The sequence below is a fragment of the Candidatus Aramenus sp. CH1 genome (assembly GCA_022678445.1).
Taxonomy (GTDB): Archaea; Thermoproteota; Thermoprotei_A; order Sulfolobales; family Sulfolobaceae; genus Aramenus.
Genome location: JALBWU010000004.1, coordinates 150,874 through 173,349 on the forward strand (window position 1 = coordinate 150,874; position 22,476 = coordinate 173,349).

The 22,476-nt window shown below is 50.2% G+C and carries 29 protein-coding genes; 14 read left to right on the top strand and 15 right to left on the bottom strand.

The genetic code is table 11. From position 1 onward, the window contains the following. The first annotated feature begins 13 nt into the window (after window positions 1–13). Window positions 14–1,030 (top strand): AbrB/MazE/SpoVT family DNA-binding domain-containing protein, encoded by a 1,017-nt coding sequence (locus MPF33_03850; GenBank protein MCI2414375.1) that lies wholly within the window; start codon window positions 14–16, stop codon window positions 1,028–1,030. Here the strand turns inward: MPF33_03850 and MPF33_03855 are convergent. Genes MPF33_03855 through pyrE form a run of 3 tightly spaced genes read right to left on the bottom strand, consistent with a single transcriptional unit; the run spans window position 1,027 to window position 2,885 of the window. Beyond that, the gene (locus tag MPF33_03855) at window positions 1,027–1,686 is read right to left on the bottom strand and encodes a hypothetical protein (GenBank protein MCI2414376.1); all 660 of its coding nucleotides are present in this window, start codon (window positions 1,684–1,686) and stop codon (window positions 1,027–1,029) included. The two genes, MPF33_03850 and MPF33_03855, sit on opposite strands and share 4 nt — an antisense overlap. Then, a complete protein-coding gene (pyrF, locus tag MPF33_03860; GenBank protein ID MCI2414377.1) occupies window positions 1,652–2,314 on the bottom strand; it encodes an orotidine-5'-phosphate decarboxylase in 663 nt (220 codons plus the stop codon). The genes MPF33_03855 and pyrF overlap by 35 nt, the downstream gene beginning before the upstream one ends. Continuing rightward, window positions 2,307–2,885, bottom strand: a complete 579-nt coding sequence (gene pyrE / locus MPF33_03865) for an orotate phosphoribosyltransferase (GenBank protein ID MCI2414378.1) — start codon at window positions 2,883–2,885, stop codon at window positions 2,307–2,309. The genes pyrF and pyrE overlap by 8 nt, the downstream gene beginning before the upstream one ends. Before the next feature lie 62 nt (window positions 2,886–2,947). On the opposite strand from pyrE, the gene pyrB reads away from it, so the two are divergent. The 12 genes from pyrB to MPF33_03925 are packed head-to-tail and all read left to right on the top strand — an operon-like array spanning window position 2,948 to window position 10,795. Next, window positions 2,948–3,841: an aspartate carbamoyltransferase gene (gene pyrB, locus MPF33_03870; protein MCI2414379.1), complete on the top strand. Its 894-nt coding sequence runs from the start codon at window positions 2,948–2,950 to the stop codon at window positions 3,839–3,841. A 4-nt stretch (window positions 3,842–3,845) separates the two neighbouring features. Beyond that, window positions 3,846–4,313, top strand: coding sequence for an aspartate carbamoyltransferase regulatory subunit (pyrI, locus tag MPF33_03875; protein MCI2414380.1), 468 nt, complete (start codon window positions 3,846–3,848; stop codon window positions 4,311–4,313). Then, entirely contained in the window at window positions 4,310–4,885 is a 576-nt protein-coding gene (locus MPF33_03880) for a 2-polyprenylphenol hydroxylase (protein ID MCI2414381.1), read from the top strand. The genes pyrI and MPF33_03880 overlap by 4 nt, the downstream gene beginning before the upstream one ends. Continuing rightward, the gene (locus MPF33_03885; protein ID MCI2414382.1) at window positions 4,876–6,024 is read left to right on the top strand and encodes a dihydroorotase; all 1,149 of its coding nucleotides are present in this window, start codon (window positions 4,876–4,878) and stop codon (window positions 6,022–6,024) included. Before MPF33_03880 ends, MPF33_03885 begins: the two co-directional genes overlap by 10 nt. Continuing rightward, window positions 6,002–6,874: a dihydroorotate dehydrogenase gene (locus MPF33_03890; protein ID MCI2414383.1), complete on the top strand. Its 873-nt coding sequence runs from the start codon at window positions 6,002–6,004 to the stop codon at window positions 6,872–6,874. Before MPF33_03885 ends, MPF33_03890 begins: the two co-directional genes overlap by 23 nt. Next, the gene (locus MPF33_03895; GenBank protein ID MCI2414384.1) at window positions 6,871–7,185 is read left to right on the top strand and encodes a hypothetical protein; all 315 of its coding nucleotides are present in this window, start codon (window positions 6,871–6,873) and stop codon (window positions 7,183–7,185) included. The genes MPF33_03890 and MPF33_03895 overlap by 4 nt, the downstream gene beginning before the upstream one ends. Then, complete coding sequence (locus tag MPF33_03900) at window positions 7,148–7,459, top strand: hypothetical protein (protein MCI2414385.1); 312 nt, start codon at window positions 7,148–7,150, stop codon at window positions 7,457–7,459. The genes MPF33_03895 and MPF33_03900 overlap by 38 nt, the downstream gene beginning before the upstream one ends. Window positions 7,460–7,461: 2 nt before the next feature. Beyond that, window positions 7,462–8,064 carry a MarC family protein gene (locus tag MPF33_03905; GenBank protein MCI2414386.1) on the top strand — a complete coding sequence of 201 codons (603 nt, stop codon included), beginning with the start codon at window positions 7,462–7,464 and terminating at the stop codon, window positions 8,062–8,064. A 59-nt stretch (window positions 8,065–8,123) separates the two neighbouring features. Then, window positions 8,124–8,591, top strand: coding sequence for an Lrp/AsnC family transcriptional regulator (locus tag MPF33_03910; protein MCI2414387.1), 468 nt, complete (start codon window positions 8,124–8,126; stop codon window positions 8,589–8,591). Between the two features lie 37 nt (window positions 8,592–8,628). Continuing rightward, window positions 8,629–8,970 (top strand): DNA-directed RNA polymerase subunit M, encoded by a 342-nt coding sequence (locus MPF33_03915; GenBank protein ID MCI2414388.1) that lies wholly within the window; start codon window positions 8,629–8,631, stop codon window positions 8,968–8,970. Window positions 8,971–9,007: 37 nt separating this feature from the next. Continuing rightward, window positions 9,008–9,247: a hypothetical protein gene (locus tag MPF33_03920; GenBank protein MCI2414389.1), complete on the top strand. Its 240-nt coding sequence runs from the start codon at window positions 9,008–9,010 to the stop codon at window positions 9,245–9,247. Between the two features lie 39 nt (window positions 9,248–9,286). Then, window positions 9,287–10,795: a B12-binding domain-containing radical SAM protein gene (locus tag MPF33_03925; GenBank protein ID MCI2414390.1), complete on the top strand. Its 1,509-nt coding sequence runs from the start codon at window positions 9,287–9,289 to the stop codon at window positions 10,793–10,795. Between the two features lie 17 nt (window positions 10,796–10,812). Here the strand turns inward: MPF33_03925 and serS are convergent, their stop codons facing one another. The 11 genes from serS to hisC all read right to left on the bottom strand — a co-directional run bounded on the left by serS (window position 10,813) and on the right by hisC (window position 19,000). After that, complete coding sequence (gene serS / locus MPF33_03930; protein MCI2414391.1) at window positions 10,813–12,180, bottom strand: serine--tRNA ligase; 1,368 nt, start codon at window positions 12,178–12,180, stop codon at window positions 10,813–10,815. A gap of 25 nt (window positions 12,181–12,205) precedes the next feature. Then, window positions 12,206–12,610, bottom strand: a complete 405-nt coding sequence (locus MPF33_03935) for a metal-sulfur cluster assembly factor (protein ID MCI2414392.1) — start codon at window positions 12,608–12,610, stop codon at window positions 12,206–12,208. 80 nt (window positions 12,611–12,690) lie between these two features. Further along, window positions 12,691–12,978 (bottom strand): phosphoribosyl-AMP cyclohydrolase, encoded by a 288-nt coding sequence (hisI, locus tag MPF33_03940; GenBank protein MCI2414393.1) that lies wholly within the window; start codon window positions 12,976–12,978, stop codon window positions 12,691–12,693. Window positions 12,979–13,046: 68 nt separating this feature from the next. Then, window positions 13,047–13,634 carry an imidazole glycerol phosphate synthase subunit HisH gene (hisH, locus tag MPF33_03945; GenBank protein ID MCI2414394.1) on the bottom strand — a complete coding sequence of 196 codons (588 nt, stop codon included), beginning with the start codon at window positions 13,632–13,634 and terminating at the stop codon, window positions 13,047–13,049. Continuing rightward, complete coding sequence (gene hisE, locus MPF33_03950; GenBank protein MCI2414395.1) at window positions 13,631–13,912, bottom strand: phosphoribosyl-ATP diphosphatase; 282 nt, start codon at window positions 13,910–13,912, stop codon at window positions 13,631–13,633. The genes hisH and hisE overlap by 4 nt, the downstream gene beginning before the upstream one ends. Further along, complete coding sequence (hisD, locus tag MPF33_03955; GenBank protein MCI2414396.1) at window positions 13,905–15,089, bottom strand: histidinol dehydrogenase; 1,185 nt, start codon at window positions 15,087–15,089, stop codon at window positions 13,905–13,907. The genes hisE and hisD overlap by 8 nt, the downstream gene beginning before the upstream one ends. Next, a complete protein-coding gene (hisF, locus tag MPF33_03960) occupies window positions 15,086–15,841 on the bottom strand; it encodes an imidazole glycerol phosphate synthase subunit HisF (GenBank protein ID MCI2414397.1) in 756 nt (251 codons plus the stop codon). Before hisF ends, hisD begins: the two co-directional genes overlap by 4 nt. Continuing rightward, the gene (gene hisB, locus MPF33_03965) at window positions 15,838–16,368 is read right to left on the bottom strand and encodes an imidazoleglycerol-phosphate dehydratase (protein MCI2414398.1); all 531 of its coding nucleotides are present in this window, start codon (window positions 16,366–16,368) and stop codon (window positions 15,838–15,840) included. Before hisB ends, hisF begins: the two co-directional genes overlap by 4 nt. A gap of 43 nt (window positions 16,369–16,411) precedes the next feature. Further along, window positions 16,412–17,098, bottom strand: a complete 687-nt coding sequence (hisA, locus tag MPF33_03970) for a 1-(5-phosphoribosyl)-5-((5-phosphoribosylamino)methylideneamino)imidazole-4-carboxamide isomerase (GenBank protein ID MCI2414399.1) — start codon at window positions 17,096–17,098, stop codon at window positions 16,412–16,414. Next, a complete protein-coding gene (gene hisG, locus MPF33_03975; protein MCI2414400.1) occupies window positions 17,095–17,952 on the bottom strand; it encodes an ATP phosphoribosyltransferase in 858 nt (285 codons plus the stop codon). The genes hisA and hisG overlap by 4 nt, the downstream gene beginning before the upstream one ends. Beyond that, window positions 17,930–19,000, bottom strand: a complete 1,071-nt coding sequence (gene hisC / locus MPF33_03980; protein ID MCI2414401.1) for a histidinol-phosphate transaminase — start codon at window positions 18,998–19,000, stop codon at window positions 17,930–17,932. Before hisC ends, hisG begins: the two co-directional genes overlap by 23 nt. A 43-nt stretch (window positions 19,001–19,043) precedes the next feature. Here hisC and MPF33_03985 point away from each other — a divergent pair, with 43 nt between their 5' ends. Then, window positions 19,044–19,640 (top strand): hypothetical protein, encoded by a 597-nt coding sequence (locus MPF33_03985; protein ID MCI2414402.1) that lies wholly within the window; start codon window positions 19,044–19,046, stop codon window positions 19,638–19,640. Here MPF33_03985 and leuS read toward each other — a convergent pair. Then, window positions 19,624–22,437, bottom strand: coding sequence for a leucine--tRNA ligase (gene leuS, locus MPF33_03990; protein ID MCI2414403.1), 2,814 nt, complete (start codon window positions 22,435–22,437; stop codon window positions 19,624–19,626). The two genes, MPF33_03985 and leuS, sit on opposite strands and share 17 nt — an antisense overlap. Between the last annotated feature and the right edge of the window lie 39 nt (window positions 22,438–22,476).

Genomic DNA, 22,476 nt, shown 5'->3' on the forward strand with positions numbered 1-22,476 from the left:
ATCTACGTAAATTATGCCAGGAAAAATAGTGAGAAAGGTACAGTTAACGGGAGGCTCCACCTATATAGTTTCCTTGCCCAAGAGTTGGGTCAAACTCCTTTCCTTGAAGCCAGGAGACGAGGTAGAGATATCCCAGGATAAGAACTTGAGGCTAATCATCGCCCCTAGGACTTCCGAGCAGAAACAGGAGAGAGCAGTAATAAGTTGCGAAAACCTCAAGCCCGATTTCGCCATAAGGGAGTTTATAGCCTATTACATGGCAGGCTACGTGACCGTATCGCTCTCCTGCGGTAAAATGAAGCCCGAGGATAGATCCGTAATAAAGGACGCCATAAGGAAGAGGCTCTTGGGGGCTGAGGTTGTTGAGGAGGACGCTGATTCCTTAACTGTGCAGTTCTTGGTAAACGAGAAAGACCTGCCCATTTCTAGGGCCATATCGAGAGCCGCTACCATATCCCAGAACATGCTTAAGGACGTGATCACGGCTATGGAGAACTGGGACGTGGATATAGCAAGGGAAGTGACGGAACGGGACGACGAGGTTGACAGGTTTTACTTCTACGTATCTAGGCAGTTGAGCCTCAGCGTGTCCAACTTCGAGATCTTGGAGGAGGAGGGCTACAACATCGCTCAGATCGTCGACATACATTCCGCCATAAAGTCCATCGAGAGGATAGCCGACCACTCGAGTAGGATAGCTGGACTCATCCCACAGTTCAACGGGCAAAGGGATAAGGACCTAATAGAATTTGGGAAGCTTGTTTTGGAGGTGTACAAGAGGGCCACCTCGGCTTTCATTGAGGGGAGGAAGGACATAGCCAACAAGTTGATAGAGGAGGACGCAAAGATAGCTGAAATACACAGACAAGTGTCGTCAAAGGTACTCTCCTCCGACTCCCCTTACAAGATAAGCTTCCTCATGACGTCGGACTCCTTCAGGAGGATAAGCAGGTATTCGATGGACCTGGCTGAGACGTCAATAAACATACTGGCAAAGAGGAGGGCAGAGTACGAGGAACTGAGGGACTAGAACTCTAGGTACGTAAAGACCAAGTTCTCAGACTTAAAACCCTTGTAGCTGTCAACCAGCTCCTCTAGCCTTTTTGCCCTCTTGACCGACTTGGAGAGCGACAGGAGACTTTCTCTGTCTTCAGGTGTGTAAGGTCCCTTCCTTAAGATAAAGGAACCGCACTTTGTGTTCATAACTGCCACCACCACGTACCTCTGGATGAAGTTGTGGTCTGCGGTCTCTAGATCCTTGTGCGAAAAGAGGCATATCCCGGGATGGGTGTGGGCCAGGGCTATTCCACTTGGTAAAGGTAAGGAGACCTTGTTTTCCTCTCCCTCGAAGATTGCGAACTCCCCGGAGTCCAAAAGCACGTTTATGAACTCGATCCCGGTCTCCATGGTCCTGCTAGTGTAGGGAGCCATTACCTCCTTTAGGAACTCTACGTATTCCGAGAAGATCTTATCGTAGAGGACAGTGTAGGGCAGTGGGGCTTTTCCTGTCTCCACTCCCTCGTAACCCTCGGGGAGAGGCGATCGGACGTAAACCTTCTTAAGGTCTGTGGTTGGGGCTTCTCCCACTTCCTCGTGTAAATCTTCGGCCAGGGTTAAAAGCCCGTAGAGCTCCGCTATCTTCCTGCTCCTGTTATTGCTGTCGATCCTCTGCTCCTTTACACTCATTTAACCTTTCACCTTGTGCTCTTTCCACCTCGAGGAGGGACTTCAAGGGATCAGGAGACGCGTAAATGCTCCTTCCCACGATCTCGTAGTCGGCCCCAGCACATAAAGCGTCCCCTGGCCTTGCTCCCTGTGCCCCAACCCCTGGGGACACTATTACCTTGTCCGGGAAGTCCTGCCTTATCCTCTTGAGTACTTCTAGCCTAGTTGCTGGGGCCACCAGTCCAAATGGGCTAGCCTTGTGTATCACCTCCCTCAAGTACGGGTAAAAGCTGTCGTTCCAGCCCCGGTGTGACATTGACGTTACCAGGAAGAGCTTCCTCCCTTCCCTTTCCAGTAGCTCCTTTACCTCATCTAACGCCTCTTCATAGCCCACGAATGCGTGAGCGATGAACCCTTCCCCGTAAGGGGTCAGCGAGCTTACTACCTTGCTCATGGTAGAGGCTATATCGGCCAGCTTTAGGTCAAAAATCAACCTGCCTTCGAATACCCTCGACGCATCTCTTACTCCTTCCATCCCGGCCTTGAGTATAAAAGGCCACCCCACCTTAACGTAGGCCACACGGGGAGAAAAGGAAACAAGCACTTCTTTGTCGACTACCTCGTCGAGGGAGAAGATGAGTCTACTCAACGTTCTTCACCAAGTACTCCTCTATTCCCTTCCTCTCGGCCTCGTTCAGCTTCCCAAGGATTGACCTCAGTATGTCGTGTATGTTATAAAGGGAGTAGAGCTCAACGCCCATCTCCTTGAGCTTTTCCCTAGCCCCCTCCTGTCTGTCCACTAGGACAAAGGCCCCTACTACCTTTCCTCCGCTCTTGTTTACCTCCTTTATTGCCCTCTCCAACGAGCCCCCTGTGGTCGCTACGTCATCTACTACTAGTACCTTCTTGCCCTCTACCTCGGCCTCGAGTAACTTATCAGTACCGTGCCCCTTTTTCTCCAGCCTTATGTACCCCATAGGCTTTCTAAGCTTACACGCCAGGAAGGAGGCTAGTGGAACTCCCCCGGTGGCTATGCCTATTATCATGTCGAACTCCACTTTTTCCACGACTTTCTTGGCCTCCTCTACCACGTCGAAGAACTCAGGAAAGCTGGGGAATCTCCTTAGGTCAAGGTAATATGGACTGCTCTTTCCAGAAGTCAGTATAAAGTTACCTATAAGCAGTAATTTTCTCTCGAGCAGGACATCTCCTATGTTCATGCCAGAAGAATAAGGAAAAGAGTTTAAATACGCTTTTCTCCAATTAAAAGCAAGGGCAATTAGTGAGGCACATAATTTCCTCATATGATTTTTCTAGGGAAGAATTACACAAGCTCTTTGAACTGTCGGACGAGATCTTGGGCGGAAAGCTAAAGCCCAACGTTGATGGAAAAGTCGTATCGTTGGCGTTCTTCGAGCCCAGCACTAGGACTGCAACTAGCTTTGCAACAGCCTCCTGGAGGATAGGGGCAAAGGTGATAGGCTTCACCTCGGCGGAGGGGACTTCAGTGGAGAAGGGGGAGAACTTCGCCGACACCATTAGGATGTTGGAGAACTACTCTGACTGCATCGTGGTTAGGCACAAGTTTGACGGGGCTGCTAAGTTTGCCTCAGAGGTGTCCGAAAAGCCCATAGTTAACGCCGGGGACGGCAAACACGAGCACCCGACTCAGAGCATGATAGACCTATACACTGTCTACAAGGTGTTTGGCCAAGTGGACGGCTTAAACTTCGCCCTCTTCGGAGACCTCAAATACGCTAGGACTGTGAACAGCCTCCTAAGGGCTTTGACTAGGTTTAAGCCCAGGAAGGTGTTTCTGATTTCCCCTCAGCAACTGAGGGCGAGGAGGGAAATAGTCCAAGAACTGAACTACGAGGTGGTCGAACGCGATAACCCATATGACGTCATCTCAGATGTCGACGTACTTTACGTCACCAGGATACAGAAGGAGAGGTTCCCCGACGAAATGGAGTACGAAAAGATAAAGGAGAGCTATGTGGTTGACTTGAAGTTGGTGGAGCACATGAAGGAGGACTCAATAATCCTCCACCCTCTCCCAAGGGTGAACGAGATAGACAGAAGGGTTGACAAGACGCCTCAAGCTAAGTACTTCTACCAGGCTTCGCTTGGAGTCCCAATTAGGATGGCGTTACTTTACACTATTCTGACCGGATGAGAGCATGGAGAACGGGCTAATCGTCAGCAAAATAAGGGATGGAACTGTGATAGACCACATACCTGCAGGTAGGGCACTTGCCGTGCTCAAGGTTTTGGGCATAAGGGGAAGTGAGGGCACTAGGGTAGCTCTAGTAATGAACGTAGAGAGCAAGAAGATGGGGCGTAAAGACATTGTGAAGATCGAGAATAGGGAAATTCAGGAGAAGGAGGCGGAACTCATAACTCTGATCGCTCCTAACGCCACTATTAACATAATAAAGGAATACGAGGTAGTTGGCAAAAGGAAACTGGGGGTTCCAGAGAAGGTATCGGGTCTGCTAAAGTGCCCAAACCCGTCGTGCATAACGAACAACGACGTAGAGGCGACGAGCACGTTCATAACCGCCAGGAAGAGCCCGATTACGTTGAGGTGCGCCTACTGCGAAACGGAGATAGGTGAAGAAGAGGTACTGAGGCAGATCTTGTCGTGACCTACGGGAAGTTACTTTCAATAAAGAGAAACGAGAGAGTCTACGAGGCGGAGATAGAGGTAAAGCTAGAGCCCAGGCCTGGGCAGTTTGTATCCTTGGTGTTCCCCAAGTTCGAAGTACCTCTGAGCATTGGCGACTACGTAGACAGAGTACTTTACGTGCACTTCTCTTCCGAGAAGATCTATCAGTTGCTGTCAAAGAGGAGGGAAGTTATGATTAAGGGGCCGTTGGGAAGGCCAATAGCCCTTGGAAAGAAGGTATTGGGGATTGCAGAGGGGGAGCTCTACTACGATATACTCTTCCCCCTTAGGGAGGCAAAGAGGAAGGGCTCTGATGTTGCTGTCAATTGTAAGGACTGTCGTTCCGAGTTCAGGGAGCCCTTGAAGGATGAGACGTGGGACACCGTCATAGCCTCGGTAAGGGACTTTAAGACCTTGCCGAGCAAGTCCTTGGTCTACGTGAGGTGGGTAAAGATGAACTGCATGATGGGAGTCTGTGGAGTGTGCGAGGTTAAGGGAAACCTGCCCTGCGTTGAGGGCCCTTTCCTGGAGGTGGAGAGGCTTTGTGGATAAAGGGTAAACTGTACTTGGGAGAAGTGGTAGAGGGATGCGTGGAGTTCGATAGGAAGATAAAGTCTATAAAGAAAGAGTGTAAGCCAGATCTCTATTATCCCGACTCAATTATCCTCCCTGGGTCTATAGACATGCACGTTCACGTCAGAGGAATGCAACTTTCCTATAAGGAGACCGTGGTATCTGCAACCTCTGAGGCTGCCTATGGAGGGGTCACGGTAGTAGTGGACATGCCAAACACCCAGCCCTATATAAACACCCACGAGAGGGTTCTCGAGAGGATCAGGGAGTTCGAGAACTTCTCGAGGACGGACTTCGGGGTGTACTCCGGGGTGACGTCTGACGCCAGGGTAGACGGGGATCCGATAGCTGGGTACAAGGTGTTCCCGGAGGATCTAGAGAAGCCGGAGCTGGAGATTGTGTGGTCCTCAAACAAGCTGAAAGTCCTCCACCCCGAGTTGCCCATGTCAAACAAGGTCTTAAGGGAGTCCAGGCTGTTGTGGCAGGAGATAGCCTCCCTGTACTTGGTGAGGGGAAAGGTACACGTTACTCACGCCACTAACTTGGAGACCGTTAGGTTGGCGAAATCCCTTGGCTTCACCACCGACGTGACACCCCACCATCTACTGCTAGAGGAGAGGGACTGCCTGACTAAGGTGAACCCGCCACTGAGGGACAAAACAGAGAGGAATAAGCTCTTGAGGGCCCTGTTTGAGGCAGACGCTGTAGCCAGCGACCACGCCCCCCACACAGCTAAGGAGAAGGGATTGCCCTTTGAGATATGCCCTCCAGGGATAGCTGGAGTATCCTTTGTTACTCCCTTCGTTTACACGCTGTTTAAGAAGGGTGTTCTCTCCCTGGAGAGAACAGTGCAGCTAGTGTCCAAAAATCAAGCTAGGATCCTGGGAATTAAAGCCGGGGAGATAAAGGAAGGCTACGTGGCGAACTTCACGGTCATTTCCTTTGATACGTGGAGGTACTCTACCAAGTTTTCAAAGGTAACTCAGACCCCGTTTGACGGTTACCCACTTGAAGCTAAGGTCACGGCAACAATAGTGGAGGGCAAGGTAGCCTACGATGGCGAGACCGTGTATCCAATAAGGGGGGTGAACTTGTTTGATAAGACTGAAAAACCTTGAGTTTAACGACCCAATAATCATTCCCTCTGGGATTGTGCCTGACGTAAAGGAATTCATCCAGAGAGTGTGCAAGGAATACAGCCCCTCAGCCCTGACTACAAAGACCTTAACGCTTTCGCCACTGCTCTCACACCCGCCTCCTACCTTGGTGAAGTTCCACGAAGGTTGTTACCTAAACGCCATTGGTCTGGGAAACCCGGGAGTGGAGTTCCTGAAGGGCCTCAACGTTGACTGCAGGCTCTTCGTAAGCGTGGGTGGTTCCTCTCCCCAGGAGATAGCTGAAGTGGCAAGGATAGCGGAGGAGAAAGGGGAACTCATAGAGATCAACATAAGCAGCCCTAACAGGAGGGGCTATGGGGCCTCACTCTCTAGTCAGGTATACGAAGTCGTCAAGAACGTTAAGGGAAGTGTTAAGAAGCCCGTTTTCGTGAAGCTCGGTCCTTGGGACAACATCCTGGATTTGGCAGGGAAGGCACTGGAGGCCGGGGCAGACGGTCTGACGTTAATAAACACTCTTAAGGGGACGATAATAGACCACGAGACCTTGCAACCAGTGCTCAGTTACGGGACTGGAGGGATATCGGGGAAGTGCATTTACCCCCTAGCCCTTAGGATCATTGCAGAAGTGTACTCCGAGTATGAGGCAGAGATCATAGGCATGGGAGGAGTTTTCACCTTCAGGGAGGTGATAGGCTTAATGAGCGTAGGCGCAAAGTTGGTAGGGGTGGGCACAGCAATAATCGATAGGGGGTTTGGGGTTATCCGGGAAATAAGGAGGGACTTGTACGCCTATTTGGAGCAAAACGGATTAAACTTTGAGGAGATAATAGGTAGAGCAGTGAAAAGATGACTCCAAGGCCAGTAATGAAAGGGAGAGACCTAGAGGGCCTAGTGTTCCTAGGGAAGGTCTCCTCAGTAAACGTGGAATACTGTAGCGAGGACAAGAAGATGGCAAAGGTAGTGGTGACCACTACGGAAGGGAAAGAGGTGGAGTCTGAGTGCATCCCAGTGAGAGCTGCGGGCAAGATATCGATAGTCATCAAGCACTACCTCAGGATGGGTATAGGCAAATATATAATTTCGGACGAGAAAGTTGTAGGTAGCGTCGACATGGAGGGAGAAGATGAAGTTCAGGATAGACAAGATTCCCAAAACGGATGAGGACCTAGAGGAAATCCAGAGGGAAGTTGAACAGGAACACCAGCACGAGCATCATCATGAGGAAGTAGACCTAGAGCACTTGTTAGGCGAGCTATACGCAGGTTTCCAATCACTACAGTCCAAGGCAGACAAACTGGAGAAGGACAACGACAAGTGCAAGCAGGAAATAAGCAGAATTTACAAGATCCTTTCAAGGATGCTTATAGCTCTATCCACTAACGACCAAAATGAAAAGATTAAAAATCTCAAGGAGATTTTAAGCATGTTAGAATAAACATGGACTTTGCTCAAACTTTAGTAATTGCAGTAAAACTTTTTGCTATAATGGATCCCTTCTCTATAATACCCTACATCCTGGCAATGTACGAAGAGTTCAGCCAAAACGACCCAAAGGTCACGTGGAGATTACTCGTAAACAAGATAGAGATAGCCGTTATAGTCCTTCTCCTTTTGTTCTCCGTTTTGGGTAGACCAATGTTGGACTTCCTGGGTCTAAAGCCGTCTTCGCTGGAGATAGGGGGAGGGATAATCTTAGTTTACTTAGGAATAGACACCATGGGCGGCTTCCAGCAACTCAGGTTCGCCTCGAGAAGCATTACAGAAGCAGTAGTAACACCGATCGCTACACCGCTAATAGTCGGGCCAGGCACAATGACCGCCCTCGTGACCCTTTCGGTCTCGTTTAACGCCTTTTACTTAATAGTAGGAAGTTTAATATCAGCCCTACTGGTTTACGTAGTCCTCATGATGGGGCCCCTACTCATTAAGGCCTTGGGCAGGACGGGGACGATAGCAGCGGGAAGATTTACAGCAATAATAATAGCGGCGTTTGGCGTACAACTTATTTTAGAGGGCATATCGCAGATCAACTTGTCATGATAATTCGAAGGGAAAATAAAAATTTTTTAACGAGCAATTCGTAATTCTTCATGAAGTGTATGTCTAACGGTAATAAGAAAGTGGACTTAGACGCAATAGACAGGAGGTTGTTAATAGAGCTTCTAAGGGACGCCAGGACTAGCCTGAGGAGGCTCTCCGAGGAGATGAACGTGTCTCCCGCGACCCTCCACAACAGGCTGACTAGGCTAGTACAAGAGGGTCTCATAAAGGGCTTTACAGCCCTCGTAGACTACACCAAGCTGGGCTATTCCCTCTCCGCAGTAATAATGGCAAAGATAGACGGGAAGCACTTAGTGGAGTTCGAGAAGGAAATAGCCAACACGGAAAACGTAGTAGCGGTCTACGACGTGGTAGGCGAGTACGACGTTGTGATAATAGCCAAGTTTAGGAGCGTGGAGGACCTAGACAGCTTCCTCAAACAACTGCTGAAGAACCCTAAGGTGGAGAGGACTTACACTAGCATAGTACTTAACGTTGTTAAAGAGGATCCCAGGATCAAGGTGTAGGGAATACCAGGAAGTTTTCCAAAAGCCTTTTATAACAATGCCCTGCCCTATATACCTATATGGTGAGTGGGTTTTGCAGTTCTGTCCTAAGTGCGGAGGAGTAATGGTTCCAACAAAGAAGGACGGAAAGGAGATCCTTAAGTGCACTAAGTGCGGTTTCGAGAAAGAGATGGACAAGAAGGACAAGAAGTCCTACGAGGTAAAGGAGGCTAGGTCCAAGTCAGAGAGGGTGTTAACTACGTCTATAGTCAGCGAGAAGTCTGGTAGGAAAAGGGACGAGGAAGAGTGGGAGCAAGAAAGGGAGGAGTACTATAAGGAAGTCGGGCTCGAGCTGTTGAGGGACGAACTAGAGGGGTCAGAAGAGAACGAGGAAGACTAGCGTAAACATTTTATAAACCTCCTAATTATATGAAAATATGAAAGTTAGTGCGTCAGAAGAAAAGTACTTGATTGACCTCAACAGGAGGAAGTTTTTGGTCGAGGCCTACAAGACGGAGAAGGGCGAAAAGGTATACACTGTGTCAGAGGTAAGGTCCTATAAGTTGCCGAACGGTGAGGAATGGACTCCTGACACAAACAACGCCAAGACCCTTGACCTGTCCTCCGCCAGTCCGGAGCTCAAGAAAGTCATAAGGAGTATAGTAATACGTTTATAAACTATATTTTTATATCATTCTGGTTATTAGGTGAATTGAATGGTTCAGTTTGACTTTATCTTAACAACGGATAGATGCCTAATGACAAATCACCACCACAAGGAATTCTTGGGCTTCCTGGGCACGGGTCCAGCGATAGGGATACCGGAGAGGGTGTGGAAGTGGCTAGCCTGTCCTAAAATGGAAGTTGATGAACTAGGTAGGCCCAAAGAGGCACCTTACGGAATGAGGAAAGTGGAGGCAAAGCTAATAGACGAGGGTTTCAACGCAGCCATCATAGACCCAGACTACATAGGCAAGTACTTGAAGGATGCCAAGGCTCTAATGTTTTCTCACCACGACTACTTCGCCTTCGGTCCTCCTTCATCCACGTGGTGGGGCATAACCAAGAAGGAGCCTCTAAACTACAAGAGCTTCCAGGAGCTGATAAGCAGGCCAGAGATAGCTGAGGCCAAGAAGAGGGGTATGAAGATCTTAGTTGGGGGACCGTCGACTTGGCAGTGGCTGTGGAGGGAGGACATGATAGAGAAGCTGGGAGTTGACACATTGTTTGACGGAGAGGCAGAGAAGTTAATAGTTAAGCTGGCTCAGGCAGTACTAGACGGCGAACCTCTGCCCAGGTACGTGTACGTGAGCGGAGACGACGTTCCAGACATAGAGGACATACCCGACATTAAGGGGGCTAGCGTCAACGGGCTCATAGAGGTGATGAGGGGATGCGCCAGGTCGTGCAGGTTCTGCTCAGTAACCTTAAGGCCAACAAGGTACTATCCGCTTGAGAAGATCGAGAGGGAACTGCAGGTCAACGTTAAGGCTGGAATAAGGCACGGCGTTATACACAGCGACGACGTGCTCTTCTACGGGGCTGTCGGAATACTGCCCAGACCGGAGCCCCTCATTAAGCTCCACCAGCTCGTCAAGAAGTACTACAAGACCATTGCGTGGAGCCACGCAAGCCTTGCTGCAATTAGGTACTCGCAGGAGAAGTACGGGCTCATCAGCAAGCTCTCCGAGATTATTTATGAAAACGACCAAAAGTACCTAGGCGTTGAGGTCGGCATTGAGACGGGGTCCGTGAGATTAGCTAAGGAGATAATGCCGGCGAAGTCGGCCCCCTATAAGCCTGAGCAGTACCCAGAGACTGTGGAGGAGGCGTTCAAGATAATGCACGAACACCACATCATCCCTGCAGGAACCATGATAGTTGGGTTACCAGAGGAGACAGAGGAGGACGTGTACAGGACCATAGAGTTGGTGGACAACTTGAGGTCTTACAGGAGCATCCTCGTTCCCATGTTCTTTGTTCCCATGGGGTACTTCAAGAACAAGGATTGGTTCACGAGGATTAAGCTAAGCGACGCCCACATAGAGTTATATAAGAAAGTGTTCTGGCACGACGTCTACTGGGCAGAGGACATAATAGACAAGTTCTACATGCAAGGGCCCTTGTACTACCCAGTGAGGCTTACGCTAAAGCTGTTTCTAGCTGCGGCTAAGAGGAAAATGAAACAAGTGGAAGCGTGGCTAGAGTCGCAGATGAAGAAGTGAAAATTTTTCCCTTTTCCTTATTTAGCCTTTTTCGGCAGAATGTAGTCCTTTGGAGCGGCCTTAAACATTTCCAAGTACTTCCTCAAAACCTTGGGTACCTCAACTGCTCCGTCCTGCCTCTGGTAGTTCTCCAGGATAGCAGTTATCGTCCTAGTGCTAGCTACCGCAGTACTGTTTAAGGTGTGGACGTAGCCCTTCTTGTTGTTTTTCCTGTCCACGTATCTTATCTTCATCCTATACGCCTGCCAGTCCGTGCAGTTGCTACAGCTTACCATCTCCCTGAATTTAGCTTGAGCGGGCATCCACACCTCTAGGTCGTACTTCTTAGCTGCACAAGCGCCCAGATCCCCAGAGGCTATGTTTATTATCCTGTAGGGTAGCCCCAGCCCCTGAAATAGTTCCTCGGCGTTGCTGATTAGTTCCTTGTGGTAGTTCCAGCTCTCCTCAGGAGAGGAGAAGACAAACTGCTCTACCTTGTGGAACTGGTGGACCCTGAATATCCCCTTCAAGTCCTTGTTGGCAGCTCCAGCCTCCTTTCTAAACGCTGGGCTAACGCCAACTAGCTTTATGGGTAGGTTTTCCTTCTCTATCTCTTCCTTAAAGTAAAGCGCTGCTAAGGGGTGTTCTGCAGTGGCAATGAGATAGAGATCCTCGTCTTCGATCTTGTATATCGCGTCCTTAAACGTGTCTAGGTCTATAACGGAGTGTATTACCTCTCCCCTCAACATGTAAGGTGGAAGCACGAGCATATAGCCCTTGGATGTCAGGAGGTCTACTGCGTACAACAAGAGGGAAAAGTCGAGCCAGACTATGTCGTCAAAAAGGTAATAGAACCTCGAGCCAGACACTTGAGACGCCTTCTCTGTGTTCGCTAGGCCTAGGACTCTCTCCAACTCGTCAGCGTGGCCCACTGGCTTCCACTCCAAGACCTCGTAGTCCACTTGCATCCCTCCAGTTTGCCTCTTGAACTCATCCAGATCCTCCTTGTATACCTTGAACCTCCCCCAGAACTTTATTGGCACACTGTAGTTCTCGTCTGGGCCAATTGGCACGTCCTCGCTCACTAGGTTTGGTAGACTCTTCAACAAGCTTTCCCTCTCTTCTTCTACCTGCTTCAGCTCCTTCTCCTTCTCCTTTAACGTGATCAACAGCTTCTTTGCCTCCTCTATCTTGGTCTTCCTTTCCTCTGGTGGAAGTCTCGGTATCTGGTCGGTTATGACGTTATGCTCGTGCCTCAGCCTCTCCACTTCCTGTAAAGTAGTTCTCCACTTCCTGTCAAGCTCAATGACCTTATTTATCAGAGAAACGTCCACAAACCTCTTTCTCAAGTTTTCAACAAGCTTGCCTGGATTATTTCTAACCAGTTCCAGTATACTCCAAGACATAATAAACACAAAAAGCTTTAGGCTTTTATGCCTTCTGATTTTCCGTCTGAGTGACGTCCTGGGGTAAACCGTAGGTCTGTACCCACATCTCTACTATGTCGTAACCGTAAAGCTTCCTGAACTTCTCCCTACCCTCGTTTGTCATCTTAAGCGGCGTCCACTGAGTCTCCAGATCCAAGTCAACTTCAACTTCCTTGGCTGGGACGCTCTCCTTGATAACTTGCTCAACCGTGTAGATTAGGTCGTCGACTACTGGACAACCTGGAGCTGTCAGACCGAGCCTAATGTATACCTTCCCGTCGTCTGAGATTTTCAAGTCGTATATCAGCCCTAGGTTGACTATGTCAACCGGAATCTCTGGATCATACACTTGCTCCAGACCTTCCATAATCTTCTTCTTCCACTCCTCCACGTTCACAGCCGTGCTCATGAAATATCCATTTTAAAATAGGTTGTTGGCCATTTTTATCCTTTTTTAACATAAATTTTAAAGACTAGTATTTGTTAAGTCTACTTAATAAAATCGCTGTAGCCCCTGTAGAAACACGACCAATTCCCAGTGTGGCATACGGGACCTGCGGACTTTACCTTGAGCACTATAGCGTCGCTATCGCAGTCTATCCTGACGTCCTCCACAATCTGAAAGTTACCGCTTGTCTCCCCCTTTAGCCAGAGTTTCCTCCTACTCAAAGACCAGAAGTGGGCGTAACCCGTGGTTAAGGTCTTCATTACTGCCTCCCTGTTCATGTGCCCCACCATCAGTACTTCCTTTGTGTTGATGTCCTGCAGTACCGCGATTACCGTGGAGTCCTCGTGTCTGTAGTTCAAGGTAGAGGCTAGCTTCTCCGCCTCTTCTCTGCTCAACCTTAACGTCTCGCCCACCTCGTCAAGTTGGAGAAAAACGTCTTTCCTGTCGCACTGCTCTTCTCGGGGTGGAACTGCGTTCCTATTGCGAAGTCACTGTATACTATGGCCGGGAACTCGACCCCGTACTTGCTCGTGGCTACCACCCTCTTCTCCTGAGTGTAAGCCACGTAGCTGTGGACAAAGTAGGCGTATTTGTCGTCTAAGCCTTCTACCACCTCAGAGGGCGAGGTAACATGGATTTTGTCCCAGCCTATATGGGGCAGCTTTACCCCTCCTTGGATTCTGTCCACTATCCCCTTGAACCAGCCTAGGCCCTTGTTCCTTCCTCCCTCAGTTCCCTCTTCAAACATTATCTGCATACCAAGGCATACGCCGAGGAACTTAACGCCCTTACTCCTCAAGTCCTCGATCTTCTCCCTGTTGTTCTCAATGAACTTAGAGACAGCAGAGAAGGACCCTACCCCTGGGAAGACGAGGAGGTCGGTTTCCTCTAATCCACCTATCTTTACCTCAAACCCCGCCCTCCTCAAGCCGGAGGATATGCTATAGAGGTTGCCCACTCCGTAGTTTACTACCACGGCCCTCATTTCATCCTCCTCCTCAACTCCTCGTATAGTTCCTCAGGGGTCACGCCTTCAATAGCCATTAGAACCCAAAGGTGGTATATTAAGTCTGCTGACTCAGAGATGAACCTCTCTTTCCCCTCGCTCAGCGAGGCGACAATGGTCTCCACGGCCTCTTCGCCGACTTTCCTAGCGACGTAACCCTTGCCCTTGGACACTATCTCTGCGGTGTAACTTCCATGCGGTTTGCTCTTTATCCTGTCAACTATCACGCTGTAAAGCTCGTCAAGTACCTCAGTCATACCTCGCACCCATGCTCTCTGAGTGCACCCTAAACCCCTCGTAGTCTGCCAGGACTTTTCCAGCTTCTATTAGCTTTTTGTTAGGCTTCTCTGCAATTACGTAAGTTACTGGCTTGAGGAAGTCGAACACCGTGACTCCTCCCTTAAACCTTGCCCACCCGTTAGTGGGCAATATGTGGTCTGGCCCCGCGCAGTAGTCAACTATGGCTGGAGGGGTCTTGCCCAAGGTCACTGCTCCAGAGTTCTCAACTAGGCGCAATAACTCCATTGGCGACTTTACAGCAAGGGACAAGTGCTCTGGGGATAACTCGTTCGCCACCTTGACTGCCTCGTCGAGGTCTTTTGTCTTCACGAGATAGTAAGTCCTGTTGTCGTCTAAGTAAGGCTTCACGTCTTCAAGAAACTTCTGGGACGGAGAGATGAGGACTAGGAAAGTGGATTCCCCGTGTTCTCCTTGGGCCTTTAGGTCAAGGGCTACCTGCCTGGGGTCTGCTGTCTCGTCAGCTATTATCACGAGTTCTGTGGGGCCCTCAATTCCGTCTACGCCTACGTCCTTACTGACGAGAAACTTCGCCGCTTGGACGTAAACGTTTCCTGGGCCAAGTACTTTGTCCACTCTCTTCACGGTCTCAGTGCCGTAAGCCATTGCCGCTATTGCTTGGGCTCCGCCTATTTTGTAGAGCTCCTTGACCCCCAGCTTGAGGGATATGTACGCTATGGCTGGGTCTATCTTTTCCCCTGGGGTGGATACGTAGATTTCCTTAACCCCTGCCACCCTAGCTGGTATTCCAGCCATCAATAATGTGGAAGGATAGGTCTTAGCCCCTCCCGGCACGTAGATCCCTACCCTGTTTACGGGCTTCCAGACTACCCCGTATTCGATCCCCATCCTCCCGCCTCCAGAGTTTGGTGGCTTTATGCTCAAGTGGAACTCCTCAAGTTGCAAGTAAATTTCATCTATAGCCTCCCTAACCTTGGCGTCCAAAAGTTTAGCTTGGCTTTCAAGCTCCTCCTGTGGCGCCTTTACGCTGGTTAGCTTGTACTTGTCAAACTTTTCCGTCAACTCCACGAGTGCCCTATCTCCCTCTTTCCTTACCTTTTCTACTATTTCACTAACCTTGTCTAAGACCTGCGAGAAGGAATTTGGCCTCTCCTTTGGGACTTCGTACTTTATCATAGTCTTACCTCCAAGCCTTTAGCTTTTAAGTAAGCCTTAAGCTCTGGGATCTTCACAATTCCGTCGTGGAATATCCCAGCCGCTAACGCTGCCTCTACCTTCGCCTTGGAGAACACCTCGTAGAAGTGCTCCATTTTTCCCGCGCCTCCGCTGGCTATTACTGGGACGTTAACTGCGTTGACGATAGCCCTAGTGAGATCTATGTCGTAGCCCTGCCTAGTACCATCCCTGTCAATGCTCGTCAGGAGTATCTCACCAGCCCCCAACAGCTCGACCTCCTTAGCCCACTTCACAGTGTCTAAGCCAGTGTCGTAGCTCCCTGACTTGGTGAAGACCCTCCACGAGTTGCCCACCCTCTTAGCGTCTATTGCCACTACAACAGCTTGTGCCCCGAACTCCTCAGAAGCCTTCGCTACTAACAACTTGTTCTCCACTGCTGCTGTGTTGACGCTTACCTTATCTGCCCCTGAAGACAAAACCCTTGACACGTCATCCAACGTCCTTATCCCGCCTCCCACGGTAAGTGGAATGGAGAGGACGCTGGCAGTGTCCCTAACCACGTTGAGGAGGATAGCCCTACCTTCTACAGTTGCAGATATGTCCAGGAAGACCACCTCGTCAGCCCCTTCCTCCTCATACCTGGACGCCAGCTCTACTGGGTCTCCCTTGTCCTTGAGGTTCAGGAAGTTAACTCCCTTCACTACCCTTCCGTTTTTCACGTCTAGGCAGGCAATTATCCTCTTCGCAGTCATAGCGATCCCTTCGTGCTCGTAACTCCTTTATACACTATCCTGGAAGCGTCGTAAAGGGCAAGCCCAAGTGCCTTAAACGAGGCCTCGATGACGTGGTGGTCGTTCTCTCCCCTAAACTGGAGTACGTGCAGAGTGATTCCAGCACTTGTAGCTAGAGAGCTGAAGAAGTGGGGCACGTTCTCCGTAGATAGTCCCCCTACGCTCTCCCTCTTTAAGTTTAGCTCAACCTTTGAGTACGGTCTGCCAGATATGTCCAAGGCCAACATAACCAACGCCTCGTCCATCGGGATGATCTGGTGGGAGAACCTCTTTATTCCCTCCTTGTTTCCCAAGGCTTCCTTCAAAGCCATCCCCAGGGTTATTGCCACGTCCTCGACTATGTGGTGGTCGTCGTAGCCCTGCTTGTCCTCTCCCTTCACCTTAGACGTAGCCCTCATGTAGAAGAGGAGGGTGTGCAACATGTGGTTGAAGAAGGGAACCGAAGTCTCTACCTCCACTTCCCCTGGAGTGTCTAAGTCGAGCTCCACCTCAACCCTCGTCTCCTTGGTCTCCCTTACTACCCGCGCGACCCTAGACGTACTTGACCCCCCTTAAGTTCCCGGTGTAAAAGGACATGCCTACCACGGTGAAGTCGAAGCCCATACCCTTGAGCTTCGCCAGGTCGTTCACGTCCCTTATCCCGCCTGCGTATCCCTTGAGCCCGCTGACCATAGTTAGGTACTTCCCCACGCCCTCGTCAATACCGACGCTCTTCCCCTCCCTACATATGTTGGTAAATATAACCCCTGCAACCTCGCCGATTTGTCTCAGTCCCTCTTCTACCCTTATTGCCTTCTCGTTCCACCCCTTTACGTAAATTACGTCATCGCAGTAATCTACCGAGGCCATTACCCTTTCCTCTCCTACCTCCTGTAAGATGTCCTCGTAAAGCTTCCTGTCCTTGAAGACTACCGTAGAGAGCACCAAGTAAGTAACGCCGTAGCTTATCAACTTACGGGCCTTATCCCTGTCCCTTATTCCCCCACCTACTTCAACCTTACTGAACCCCAAGCCGGCAATCTCCTTTATAAGCTCCTCGTTGGAGCCAACCCCTTCCGCCGCGTCTAGGTCGACCACGTGAACATAGTCGTATCCCTCTTCGTATATGGACTTCGCAACTGACACCGGGTCTCCTAGTACTAGCCCAGTCCCCCTCTTGCCCCCTATCCTCTTTACTGCCTTTCCCTCGCTTATGTCTATGCTTGGGACGACTATCATCTGATCACCTTCTCTATGCCAACTACTACTATGTCCCTGGCCCCCGCAGACGCTGCCTTGGCTATGACCTCTGGAAGATACTCCTCCTCGACTACGGTAATGACTTCCCAAGCGTCGCTCCTGCTCAGCTTCGACACGGCTGGAGCCAACATTGCGGGAAGGGCGTTGATCACCCTCTCCAAGTCCTTGTCGCTCACGTTCATGAAGACCATCTTCTTTCCCCTGGCGTTCAGAGCTCCCTTTATCATCGTTAACACCAAGTTTATCCTCTCAGCCTCCTCCCCCTTCATCCAGTACTTGTTACCTATTACAACTGCGTACGTGTCCATGATCTTGTCTATTTCCTTGAGCCCGTGCAACTTCAAGGTCGTCCCAGTGCTTACGACGTCTATTATGGCGTCTGCAGCGCCTAGGGAGGGCATTACCTCTGCCGCTCCACTTATTTTTATTATCTTTGCATTTATCCCCTTCCTCCTGACGTAGTCTTGGGCTATGTTGTAGTACTTGGTAGCTATCCTAATCTCCCGTTTCAGTTGTGATGAGTCGTCTATGCCCCAGCTGGAGGGCACGGCCAAAGAGATCCTGGCCCTGCCGAAGTCGAGCTTAATGAGCTCTTCAACATCAGCCCTCGACTCCACTACGTAGTCTATGCCAGTTATCCCTACCTCAGCGGCTCCGTTTTCCACTAGGCTAGGTATGTCCTCGGTTCTCGTGAGCACTAGCTGTACCCCTTCCCAGCTGGTGGGCAGGATCAAGGCCCTCTCGTCGCTTGAAAGAGGCTTTATCCCCACTGAGGACAAGAGCTGTAATGCTGGCTGTTGGAGCCTTCCCTTATTCGGAACGGCTATCTTCAATTACCTCACCCAACTTCTCCAGGAACAATTTAACTTGGTCCAGGGTACCTACAGTTACCCTGTAGTAACCTTCCATTGGCCTCCTGATGGCTATCCCCCTGTTCATAAGAGAGTGAAGGAGGTTCTTGTGGTACTTGAAAAGGACAAAGTTGGTCAGGGAGTTGTACGCCTTTAGCCCCATCTTCCTCAAGCCTCCCAAGAGGTATTCCCTGTTCTGCTTTATCTCCTCTGCTATCCTTAGGGCATAGGAGGGGTTTTCAAGGGCCGTAATCCCGGCTATCAACGAGGGGAGGGCTATGTCAAAGGGGGTTGTAGACTTCCTTAACGCCTTGACCACCTCTTTATCGGCTATCAAGTAGCCCACCCTGTAAGACGCCAAGGAAAAGGCCTTGCTCAGCGTCCTCACGATCACCAAGTTTTCGTGCTTGTACACTAGGTCCTTGGCGGTGTACTTGGAGAACTCGTAATACGCCTCGTCTAGAACCACGAGACCATTTGTGCTCTCCGCCAAAGCGGAGATTACCTCAGCCTTGCCCTGGAGCATGGGAGAGCCCGTTGGGTTGTTGGGGTCGTCGATTACTATTAGCCTCGCCTTTGACGCCACTTCGTATAGCTTGTCGAGATCTTCCTTCCACCACTCTCCTTCTTCTTTAAGCTGTATCCTTACTACCTTGAGCCCCTTGACCGACGCGTAAACAGGGTACATGCTGTAGGAGGGATAATTGAGGACCACTATGTCCCCTGGCTGGGTCAAGTTGAAGAATATGGATCTAAGCGCACCGTCCCCACCGGGAGTCGGAAGGACGTATTCTGGCTCTACCTTGCTGTACTCTGCCTGCAGTTCCCTTAGCCTCTCCACGAGGTCTGGGTGCTGGTAGTTGTTGCCCTTTCTCAAGTACTTCTCGACGTTCTCTACCACGAAGTCTGGAGGTGGGTAAGGGGACTCGTTTAAGTGTAGCCTTATCCCCTCCTTTATGTCATCGAACGAGTACTCCGTTGCATCCCTTAACCATGGGTATATTATCTTGTTTAAGTCGGTTGGTGCAATAAGAAACCCTCAAGAAAAAAATAAGGCTCCGTTTAAAAGCTTTGTGAGTGATAGTGCAGTGTTCCTAGAGGCACTGCTTGGAAAGAGGGCCTTCGTCCACTCCTACTACTATTCAGTTAACTTGCTCATAGCTCTGAACTTTGCGGAAATGCTATCGAAAAAAGGCAAAAAAGTTTGTATATTCAATTACGGGAAAATCAGGTGGGAGTTTTTCCCATACCAGCTTGAGCTAAAGCTGGACTGCTCCCCAGGTTCAGAGGTAATAGTCTTTGAGGCGGAGAGCGAGAAGGAGGTGCCAGAGAACTTCGCCCTTGTCACCTCCTATAAAAACTTGAAGATAAAGGGAGAAAAGGTGAACGTGGAGAAGGTAGACGTAAACCTCTTCAAGGCAACTGTCGGAGGGGAGACGTATCTCTTTAAGGTAGTGGAGGGAAGGGTGGTGGATTACGAGATGGGCGACCTCCAGAGGAACCTCCTAGAGCTCATAAAGGAGTTGGGAAGCCCCTGTAGTCTAACTGACGTGGTCAACATAGCTTCGAGGCGCTTTAACGCCTCTAGGGACAAGGTGAGGGAGGAGCTTCAGTTCTTGGTAAACGTAGGGAAGATAAAGGTGAAAAACAAGGTCATTGAACTACTATAGCAGGCCTCAGCGGAAGGGCCTCCTTGTTGTACTTGGCCCTAACGTTCTCGTTGAACTGCTCCACCGTGACGTTTAGGCCTAGCTTGTGCTCTATGTACTTTGCGTTCTCCTTGAGTACTTGGTACTCGTCTATGTCGTAGCTCGCCATCCTCTTTATTGTTTCGGGCATGCTGATCACCATCTGGTAAATCTTCTGCAGGGTTCTCGCCTCTTCCTTGCTAGATGGCTTAAGCTGGTCCATCAAGTTCTTGAGCGTCCCTCCCCTTGACGTGACCTCTATTGCCTTCCTCAACTTCTCCATCTCCCCCTTCCCTGCGGCGAAGATCATAACTTGAGTGGGGGTTCCCTTGAACACGTTTAGTATGGACCTCACGTCCCCAATCATTTGTTCCACGAACTCGTGCTCCAGCTCCAGTTTAACGTCTATCTCTGCCTCGTTGGAGGCGGGCCACCTCTCGAGGGAAACGAAAGTCTCGTTGCCCAGCTTGTGCCATATCTCCTCGGCCAAGTGAGGTGCAAAGGGCGAGAGCAACTTAGTCCACTCTAGCCCTATCCGCCTCATCACTTTACCGTTTGGTTCCCTCCCCTCTGCCCTTACCATCTCTAAGTACTCGTTCACGTTGGACGTCATCTCGTAAAGCACCTTGTTCAGAGCCCCCCTAAGGTCCAGTTCCTCCATCTCTGCAGTTACCTCCTTTACCAAGTTGTTAAACTTGGATAGCAACCACCTTTCCGGCTTCCCTACCACGTCCCCTGGGTAGTTGGCTGTAACTATCTCGTAGAACCTCCTCAGTGCGTCGGCTATTGCCTTTGCTCCTACGTCAGTGAAGTTGGCGTCCGAGCCCAGGTCCACACTACACGCTAAGGCAATCCTAATTACGTCTGCCCCGTACATCCTTATGGCCTTCCTCAGAGGTAGTATGTTCCTCAGGGACTTGCTCATCTTCTTCCCCTCGTAGAGTATGAACCCGTTTATCGCTATGCCCTTTGGCCACAGCTCCTCAGGGAATATGGCGGAGTGGTTGAAGAGGAAGAAGGACAAGTGGTTCGGAATTAGGTCTGGACCGCTGTGCCTAACGTCAAGCGGGTACCAGTAGAGGAACTCCCTCCTCATGTCCTCGATTACGTTCTTGTCTATCCCGGTGCTCTTGGAGATTTCCTCGGGGTTACCCCTGCCTAGCATCACGTAGTCCCAGAAGTCCAGAGTCAGCTGGGAGGCATGTAGCTTATGCTGTTTTATCTTATGGGCTATAGTGTAGTAGGCCATGTAGATCGTGGAGTCGGAGAGGCTCTCAATTATCCACTTCTTGTCCCAGGGCAAAGGAGTGCCCAGACCCCTAGTCCTTGCACAAGCCTTCTTCTCCAGCCAGTCTATTGCGTACTCAAAGTCCTTCCTTACTTCCGGCGGGATTACCCTCATCTTGCTCAGGAGTTTCTTGGTCTTCGCCTTCCACTCTGGGTTCCCGTAGTCCAGGAACCACTGGTCCTTCAGGATCTTCACGACTACCTCGTTACCACACCTGCAGTAAACGGGCTTGTTCATTATCTCGTAGACCTGCCTACCCAGCTTCTTCTTTACTACGAAGTCGGTGATGATCTTCCTCGCCTCCGGCACTGGCTTTCCAGCTATTTCCTTAAGCTCTTCTCTGTACTCTGGCTTCACGAGGTCTACTACGTCTTCCCTCATCTTTCCCTTGTTGTACTCCGTCCTATAGACAAGCTCAGTTAGCTTCTTCAAGTCGGCGTCGCTCTTTGGGTTCTCCTTTTCAACCACGTCCCTGGCCATGGCGTCCGTGTTGTCTAGCTTCACCACAAGGACTATTGGTAACTCGAGCTTGCTCTTCTTCAAGTAATAGTAGTCAAAGGGGGCGTGGGCTGGGACGCTCATCACCACTCCAGTGGCCAAGGTAGGGTCAACGAAGTCAGCAGGTATTATTGGAACCTCCCTCCCAGTTATCGGATTTACCGCCTTCACCTTCTGCAACTCCTCCGGGGTGAGCTCTTGGACTTCCTTTAGGTCTAGCTGGAAGGAGAGCCTGAAGGACGCCTTCTTGGAGAGTATAAGCCTCTTCCCGTCAACCTCTACGACGGAGTACTTATCCTTTGGGCTTATCCAGACCGCGACTGCTCCGAACACGGTCTCCGGCCTTAAGGTCGCTATGGGCAGGTAGCCAAATGGGGTCTCGAAGTAGATCAACACGTACTGCCCTATCTCCGGCTCAACGTCTCCCTTAGTGTCGTGCATCCCCACGGGCAAGTTGTGGACTGGGCACCAACCAACAGGGTGAGTGTCCTTGACCACGTATCCCATGGACTGCAACTTGTTGAACTGCCAGACTATGAAGGAGGAGAACTCGGGGTCTATGGTGGTGAACTCCCTCCTCCAGTCTATGCTGAGCCCCAGCTCCTTCATCGCCTTCTTTATTTCCTCTTTGAAGTAGTTGGCCATAAAGAGGGGGTCGGAGAGCTTAGGTATAACGCTCGAGGGAATCTCGTATATCTTCTCAAAAATCTCTATTAGTTCCTTGTCTCCCTTCGCCACGTCGTCAGCCATGGTGATAATGGGGGTTCCAGTGTAGTGGAAGCCCATTGGGAACAGAACGTTATACCCCTGCATCCTCTTGTACCTGGCGTAAATATCGCAGGTGGTGTAAGTCCTTCCGTGGCCTAAGTGGAAGGGGCTGTTGGGGTAAGGGAAGGCGGCGGTAGTGTAGAACTTCTGTCTCTCCTCTGGGTTCCTCTCAAATATCTTGCTCTCTTCCCACTTCCTTTGCCACTTTTCAGAAATTTCGTTCAGCATTGAGATAAAGTCTTGGGACATAAACACACCAAAATG

Coding starts and splice junctions, on each gene's coding strand:
- MPF33_03850 (MCI2414375.1), top strand. CDS start 14: ATGCCAGGAAAAATAGTGAGAAAGGTACAGTTAACGGGAGGCTCCACC.
- MPF33_03855 (MCI2414376.1), bottom strand. CDS start 1,686: ATGAGTGTAAAGGAGCAGAGGATCGACAGCAATAACAGGAGCAGGAAG.
- pyrE (MCI2414378.1), bottom strand. CDS start 2,885: ATGAACATAGGAGATGTCCTGCTCGAGAGAAAATTACTGCTTATAGGT.
- pyrI (MCI2414380.1), top strand. CDS start 3,846: ATGGAGAACGGGCTAATCGTCAGCAAAATAAGGGATGGAACTGTGATA.
- MPF33_03895 (MCI2414384.1), top strand. CDS start 6,871: ATGACTCCAAGGCCAGTAATGAAAGGGAGAGACCTAGAGGGCCTAGTG.
- MPF33_03900 (MCI2414385.1), top strand. CDS start 7,148: ATGAAGTTCAGGATAGACAAGATTCCCAAAACGGATGAGGACCTAGAG.
- MPF33_03905 (MCI2414386.1), top strand. CDS start 7,462: ATGGACTTTGCTCAAACTTTAGTAATTGCAGTAAAACTTTTTGCTATA.
- MPF33_03910 (MCI2414387.1), top strand. CDS start 8,124: ATGTCTAACGGTAATAAGAAAGTGGACTTAGACGCAATAGACAGGAGG.
- MPF33_03915 (MCI2414388.1), top strand. CDS start 8,629: ATGCCCTGCCCTATATACCTATATGGTGAGTGGGTTTTGCAGTTCTGT.
- MPF33_03920 (MCI2414389.1), top strand. CDS start 9,008: ATGAAAGTTAGTGCGTCAGAAGAAAAGTACTTGATTGACCTCAACAGG.
- MPF33_03925 (MCI2414390.1), top strand. CDS start 9,287: ATGGTTCAGTTTGACTTTATCTTAACAACGGATAGATGCCTAATGACA.
- serS (MCI2414391.1), bottom strand. CDS start 12,180: ATGTCTTGGAGTATACTGGAACTGGTTAGAAATAATCCAGGCAAGCTT.
- MPF33_03935 (MCI2414392.1), bottom strand. CDS start 12,610: ATGAGCACGGCTGTGAACGTGGAGGAGTGGAAGAAGAAGATTATGGAA.
- hisH (MCI2414394.1), bottom strand. CDS start 13,634: ATGAGGGCCGTGGTAGTAAACTACGGAGTGGGCAACCTCTATAGCATA.
- hisE (MCI2414395.1), bottom strand. CDS start 13,912: ATGACTGAGGTACTTGACGAGCTTTACAGCGTGATAGTTGACAGGATA.
- hisD (MCI2414396.1), bottom strand. CDS start 15,089: ATGATAAAGTACGAAGTCCCAAAGGAGAGGCCAAATTCCTTCTCGCAG.
- hisF (MCI2414397.1), bottom strand. CDS start 15,841: ATGACTGCGAAGAGGATAATTGCCTGCCTAGACGTGAAAAACGGAAGG.
- hisA (MCI2414399.1), bottom strand. CDS start 17,098: ATGATAGTCGTCCCAAGCATAGACATAAGCGAGGGAAAGGCAGTAAAG.